5 protein-coding genes are annotated in these 7357 nt (G+C 22.9%); 1 reads left to right on the top strand and 4 read right to left on the bottom strand.

The genetic code is table 4. The annotated features are described in order from the left end of the window. On the top strand, window positions 1-462 hold a 462-nt coding region (locus T401_RS0102265), incomplete at its 5' end, for a leucine-rich repeat domain-containing protein (RefSeq protein ID WP_156935656.1). A gap of 1931 nt (window positions 463-2393) precedes the next feature. Here T401_RS0102265 and T401_RS06885 read toward each other — a convergent pair. The 4 genes from T401_RS06885 to T401_RS06880 all read right to left on the bottom strand — a co-directional run bounded on the left by T401_RS06885 (window position 2394) and on the right by T401_RS06880 (window position 7260). After that, window positions 2394-3104: an MG_279/MG_280 family protein gene (locus tag T401_RS06885; protein ID WP_033178865.1), complete on the bottom strand. Its 711-nt coding sequence runs from the start codon at window positions 3102-3104 to the stop codon at window positions 2394-2396. After that, window positions 3104-4429: a signal recognition particle protein gene (gene ffh, locus T401_RS0102245; RefSeq protein WP_033178864.1), complete on the bottom strand. Its 1326-nt coding sequence runs from the start codon at window positions 4427-4429 to the stop codon at window positions 3104-3106. Before ffh ends, T401_RS06885 begins: the two co-directional genes overlap by 1 nt. 88 nt (window positions 4430-4517) lie before the next feature. Continuing rightward, window positions 4518-5504: a hypothetical protein gene (locus tag T401_RS0102240; protein ID WP_033178863.1), complete on the bottom strand. Its 987-nt coding sequence runs from the start codon at window positions 5502-5504 to the stop codon at window positions 4518-4520. A gap of 487 nt (window positions 5505-5991) precedes the next feature. Further along, window positions 5992-7260, bottom strand: a complete 1269-nt coding sequence (locus tag T401_RS06880; protein ID WP_145960547.1) for a DNA topoisomerase VI subunit B family protein — start codon at window positions 7258-7260, stop codon at window positions 5992-5994. Between the last annotated feature and the right edge of the window lie 97 nt (window positions 7261-7357).

Below are 7357 nucleotides of genomic sequence, written 5' to 3'. Positions count from 1 at the left end.
TCAATTACTATTCCTGAAAGTGTGACTGAGATTGGAAATAGAGCGTTTTTAAGATGTTCTAGGTTAACTTCAATTAATATTCCAAATAGTGTGACTAAGATTGGAGAACAAGCATTTTATGAATGTTCTAGGTTAACTTCAATTAATATTCCAAATAGTGTGACTGATATTAAAGAAATGGCATTTTATGGATGCTCTGGACTAACTTCAATTAATATTCCTGAAAGTGTGACTATAATTTGACGTGAAGCATTTAGAAAATGCTCTAAATTAACATCAATCACATTTCAAAATAGTGATACCAGGATTAATAATTATGCATTTCATGAAACACCATTTCTAGATAAATTAATAAAAGAAGGCCCAATAGGCAAAGTTTTAATTCATGGATATTTTTACGATACTATTAAGATAAATAATAGAACTTATTATATTGATGTTCCTAATAATCCATTTTACTAAAAATAAATTCAAAATAAAGTAGGAATATTCTTTGAGAAAGTAAAAATGTATAGTTCAAAAAATAAACAAAGATAGAAAGCATCTACGCATAGACATAAATTTAAAAATTTGAAATTCAAGGAGAAGACAAGAGGTAAAATCTATTTTTCTTTTTGGTTTCAAACTTAATTTTATAAGGTGTACAACGAATTTTCAATAGTTTGATACTTAAATTAAGATAAAATTAAGCTTTAAAGTATAATGAAAAATGCTAAATTTTACTATCAAAGTCACCTTACATCACCAACTATTAAGTTGGTGATTTTAATTCATTTAATGTGATTTCCATAATCTTCAATATCTCTGAATCTTTCTCAAAAATTGAATTAAAATTTATGTCATTCATCCATATTTCATAGTTAAAAACTAATTTCAACAATAATTTTGTTCTGCTTTGTATAAATTCACGACTTCTTCTTAAATATTCACAAAACAATTTTTATTGGTTTTAAAATCCTAAATTTTAAATGTCTACAAAAACTTTAAATATTTGTTGAATTCATCATTCTTTAATTTTTCTGTATGATAGAAATCATCATCAATTTTAAATTTAATTTCTCTGTTATTGTTTATTATTAAATTAACATTCTATTTTTTAAAAATAAAATTTTTTCACATTTTTATTAAACGGAATAAAAAATTGTTGAGATATTGAATAGTTGAAAAATGAAGAATTCTCAGAATGATAACATAAACTTTTTTTTCTTATACTAAAAGAATTTATTATATTTTTGATTATATGTATTAATAATCTTTTTTCATGTTTTAAAAACTCTTTAACATGGATATTTAACTATACAAATAGATTGAAAAACTTTGAATTTTTTATTTGTTATTTCAACATTGGGTTTAAATAACTATACTGTTGATTTCAATCTAAATTCCAATACCGTTTAAATGTTGCTATAAGTTATGTCGAAAGAACCTCAAAATGTATTTTTTGCCTGTTGTTATCATATTTGGAGTAGTATATCATTTTAAAATTTTAAATTAACTCATATTATAACCTTAGATGGTTTTCTTAGCTTTCCATGTAAATGCAATTATCATCCAATTGCTATATTAACTACTAAATATATATTCTGTATTTCAATTTCGTTAAATCAAATATTTACAAACTTATAATTCGACTATTTATTCAAAATTTAAATTTGTAGCATGTCTCTTGCTTGCTTGATAATTCAATTTGTTTGTATTTTTTTTCTGACTTTATTTTATTAATATTTGCAACAATTTCTAAAATTAGTGATCTTTTAGAATTTAAGTTTTTATGAATTTTTTTAACAATAGCTATTGTCTGTCTTATCATACACTTTGCATAAAATCCATATTTTAGTAGAATTGGCTATAACATTTTTACTTTAATTTCTATTTTTATTGAAATTTTTAAAATTATTTAAGATTAAATCGAAATTGTAATGATGATCTTTAAATATGATTTTACATATTCTTATAATCATAAATATTTCTTTCTGCATGAAGTATTTCCTATATGACTTAATAGTTTTATAGTTTAAATTTAGTTATTTTGAATGTATTCAAATTGATAATTTTTTGTTTTCAAAGTATGGTTTCATATTTTTTTAATATATAAACTTTAAGCAAAATATGGTTTTTCAAATAACAACTATTGTAAATTTGTTTTGCACTACACAAATATCTTTCATAAAAATCTTCATTATTAGACATAATTTCCATTATAAAAGTCAAAATTTGTATTTTGTTTTCAAATTCGCTAGGGATAGATAATTTATTTCTATTTAATAGTTTTATTAACCCATAAATTCAACTATTTAAAATAAAAATACTAAGATTATTATAATCTCAGTACTTAAAGTGGATGCACTTCAAATTTAAATTAATAAAGTTGGGTTTATAACCAACTTTTAATTTTATTCATAATCAACCATTTCTTTAACTTCTGGATATTTTTGGTAGATTTTTTTAATTTTATTTGCTAATTGTTTTGATTTATTTCTTCTTTTAATTTCAATACCAAATTTCTTGGTGTAAAAAATTAAATAAAGTAATGAAGAAATAGCCATTAACACAATAATTGAACCGCTTATACTAATAATAATAATTCAGGATAAATGATAATTTTTAGAAAATGTCTGATCATCTTGTTTAAAGATTGTTTGTTTAATAGTATTAATTATTTTATTTCCATTATCACTAAATGATTTTAAATCTTGATAAATCAAACCATCTTGATTAATGATTGAATCAATTGTTGTATTAAGAGTTTCAATGTTAGAAATAATATTTGCTAATTCTTGTTTTATTTTTGGATTAATTGAAGAAGATTGAATTTCTTTTAATTTGTTGCTTAATTCCAATAAATTTTCTTTAGCAGTAGTTACTGGTTTTAAATAAGAATCAGGTTCATTAATTTTAGAAGGATCAATTTTATTTAATTCATTTTCAAGTTGGTCCAATACAGGGTATTTACCATTATCATTTACATATTTCTTATAAGCAGTTATGGCTTGTTTTTCATAAACAGCCATTAAAACTCCGCTTGATAATGAGGTAAGGCAAAATAATATTCCAATAACGATTAAAATTCATTTTCAAATATTTTTAAAAACTTTAAGCGCCATTAAAACATCCCAGGTTTCATTTGCAATTTTCCACTAGCAAAATCTTTCATTTGTTTTGACATTCGATCAAAATCTGCTAATAATAAATTGTATTCTCTAGCAGTTTTACCGCTACCTTTTAAAATTCTTTCTTTTCGTTCTGGATTTTTTAATAGTTTAGGGTTCTTTTTTTCTTGCAAAGTCATTGAATTAATTAGAATTTGATACATTTCAAATTTCGTTTCCGCTTCTTCGATTTTTGCTTCATCAATTTTACCTGCCAAACCAGGTATCATTTTTAATAATGATTTCATTTTTCCTAATTTTTTTATTTGTTGCAAACTATTCATTAAATCAGTTAAATCAAATTTTCCGCTCACCATCCGATAACCAATTTTTTTCATCATTTTTTCATCAACTTCTTCAGAAGCTTTTTCAATTAGAGTTAAAACATCGCCCATTCCTAAAATCCGATCAGCCATCCGATCTGGGTGAAAAGTTTCTAAACCAGTTAATTTTTCACCAACCCCAATAAATGTGATGGGAACTTGTAATAAATGAGTAATACTTAAAGCAGCTCCACCTCTAGCATCACTATCTAATTTTGTTATAATGGTTCCATTTAAATTTAATTCATCATTAAAGATTTTAGCGACATTAATTACATCTTGACCACTCATAGCATCAACTACTAAGAAAATATAATCTGGATGAACATATTTTTTTATGTTTTTTAATTCTAACATTAAATTTTCATCAATAGCTAAACGTCCAGCAGTATCAATAATAATTAAATCATTTTTATTTTCATAAGCTTTTTCTTTGGCTTCTTTTGCTATTTTGATTGCATCATTTTCGGCTAAAGTAAAATAATCAACCCCTACTTGTTTTGCAAGTTGTTCTAGTTGCTCTCTTGCAGCTGGACGATAAATATCATCCCCAACTAATAAAGGACTGTGACATAATTTCTTTTTTCTAAAATAAGTTGCTAATTTAGCACTAGTTGTTGTTTTACCTGAACCTTGAAGCCCAACCATCATAATTGTGGTTGGAATGTTTTTTAATTTAACTTCACAGGTTTGACTACCTAAAATTCTGGTTAATTCATCTTTAAAAATTTTTAAAACGGTTTGTTGTTTGTTTAATTTACCAATAATTTGGCTATCCAATGCTTTTTCTTTAACTTGTTTAGTAAAGGCTTTAACAACTTCTAAATTAACGTCAGCTTCTAATAAAGCTAATTTAACTTCTCTTAAAACTTCTAGGATATCGCTTTCTTCAATTGTGATCTTCTTGTTCAATTTTTCCATTGAACGTTGCATTCTTTTTTGTATAAAATCTAACATAATATTAATATTATATATTAACTATGTTTATTCATACATAATTAATAAAAACAATGAGTCAAACTCATTGCTATTAAATCTTTTAAGATTATTTTCCATATTTTAATAAAATATTGATTAAACAAAAAAAATTAAATGCTATTGTATTTTCTTTATATTCTAAAATTTGGTTAATTCATTTTGCAATAACGGAATTATGAAAATTGATTTCATATTCTTTAAACATCATACGGATAAATTTGACCAATTCATTAGAAACTAATAAATCATTTTTTATATAAAAAGTTAAACCATAATTATTATCAAATCTAAATTTTTGCAATATTTGAAATTTATAAAGAATTTTATCCATAAAATAATCTCTTGTTTCAAAAATTTTGTTAATCAACTCTATTTTTTTATTATTGATTTTCATATTTTTTAAAATAAATAAAATTTGTAAAGAATTCTTAGAGTTAATTTGCTTTAAAAAATTTTCAAATTTTGAATCTTTTAAATAATTAACATAATGATATTTTGTTGTTAAAAGGTCATAATATAAGTTCATCAAAATGTTGTCATAAATTAATGCGAAATTTAATGATTTTAAAATTTTTTTATGTTTTTTTAAAACATAACATAAATCATTTATTGCGTTTTTTATTTTTTCAAGTCGTGATTTTTTATTTAAATAGGCATATAAATAATAATTACTTAAAATTTGACATATTTTTGATGAAACTAAATATTCATTATTGGTTATTTTAATGCCACCATAATTTTCTATATATTTCTTTTTAATAGTTTTAGCTAATATAGATTCAATAATTATTGGTTCATTTATACTTGAATAATATATTTTAAAGTGAGATTTGCATTCAGTATCAAACACAGTGCTATTAGTGTATTGCTTTTTTATTTTTTGAAAAAAATAATTTTTTGACTTTAATGAAACATTAGTAAATAATAAATCAACATCATTTGGTACTCTTTTAATGTAATTTTTCAAATAAAATACAAAACTTCCTTGAATAATAACATTAGGATATTTGTTTTGAATTGATTTAATTATTTCTAAAATCTTTGTCTTGATCATAATATATGTCCAACATATTTAAATGTCGCAATTTTTCTCAATCAATATAGTTATCTATTAATTTAAAAAATGGAAAAACTGATGGTGAAGGAGCACCATAACTTGTGCCACCAATTAGCATATATCTTAAAGAAGCTATTATTAAAAAATAAAGCCTATAACGATGTCTTCTTGTTTTTTTTCATAAGTAAGCAGATATCAGAAATGAAGATTCACATTTCCAAAAAAACAAAATAATTCTATATATAACATTTGACAAAAGTAAAAATAAAGTAATTATAAATAAATGGATTTTTGCTGAACTTTTATTCAGTATACAAATTAAATAAATTAGCCAAGAAAATGAAATTATGCAAGATAATATATAGAAAAAATAAAAAATTAATAATTCCTTAAGATTTTTATAATATTCTTTCGTTCTTTTATTTACTAAAAGTTCTTTTATTTTAATCTTGCTTTTTTTGTTAGTTGGTGTTAAATCAATCATTTAATATATACAATAAAGATTTGAATAATAGTCTCATGGCAATAATCTTGTTAATGTTTCAAGTAAAGTATCTAAAATTTCTTTTTCATTAATTAAGCAGTCTTTAAAAAGATAAGTTGAATTTATAGCTCTAATAATTCTTTTTATGAAAATAACTTCATCTTTAAATTCTCTTGAGGATTTTCAAAAAGTTTCAAAAGCATCCTTCAATAATTCATAGAAATCAAACATAAAATCATAAAGTTGATGCTCGTCCCTATTTGAAATATTTTTGTATAAGAGTGAACCAACTTGACCAGCGACATTTAAAGATTGATTTAAATTTTCACTATTTAAAAAATTAATATCTCACAAATTTGATACATTATGAGTTCGAATCATAGAACCAAAATTTATGACTCCTAATAGTATGTCAGATGCTGTCAAAAATATACTTATTTCGTCATTTTTATCAAATTTATATCTATGTACAAAGACTTTTTTATACTTTAATAAAATAGCATATAGATCACTCATTGTTTTTTTGTCTATAAGTTTATTTTTATCTGTTTTTGTTTCGGATGTGCTATATAAATTAATAAATAAATTGTCAAATATCTCACGGTCTTTTAAAGTTTTAAATTCAATTGTATTAGATAATGTGATATAAAAATTTCTTAATTTTTCATCAAAAATCTTCAATTGTTCATCGGTTGGTGATTCAATCATTCCAAATTCTAATCAATAATTTGTAAATTCTTCCATTTCTTTTTCCATAACCTTAATTTTGTGCTTTGTTTTTATTCCCATTGAACCCATAGCAATAGATCCAGAATAACATGAAATCGAAGCAATTGATGTTATTCATTTAACAAATGGAATAAAGTTAAATATACTTAATGCTGAACCAGCAATTGACAATTCTTCTTGCTTTTTTTTGTAATACAAATAATCTTTGAATTTTGCTTTTAATATTTCTTCTACAAAATTGACAAATTCAGCATAAGTCTTCTCTTGTAAAAAACTATGCCTAATACGTTTATATTTTCATTCAAAACCATACATTAAAATGTCTCAATGAATTCGTTTTTTAAACTGTGTTTTTAAGTCTTTGGACAAGTCAAAAGTTTCTAAATTTAGCAACTTTTTAAAATCTTTATCACTTAATTCTAATGCATTATAGAAAATCAAAAAAATTGTTTCTTTTGATTGCTCATCCATTTTTTTGTATATTTCTAAAAAATCTTCTGGAGTAGTTTTTCCATCACTAATTCTTTGAATTAATACCATATCAAACATAAAATCCTCTTTCGTTTAACAAAAAAAATGTACAACATACACTTATTTAAGATAAATGCATGTCATACATTTTAAACCATCTCTAAAT

Origin of the sequence: Mycoplasma anseris ATCC 49234 (assembly GCF_000702805.1) — a bacterium.
Taxonomy (GTDB): Bacteria; Bacillota_I; Bacilli_A; order Mycoplasmatales; family Metamycoplasmataceae; genus Metamycoplasma; species Metamycoplasma anseris.
The sequence above is the reverse complement of the archived record's forward strand: the minus strand, read 5'-3'. Positions and strand labels throughout refer to the sequence as shown.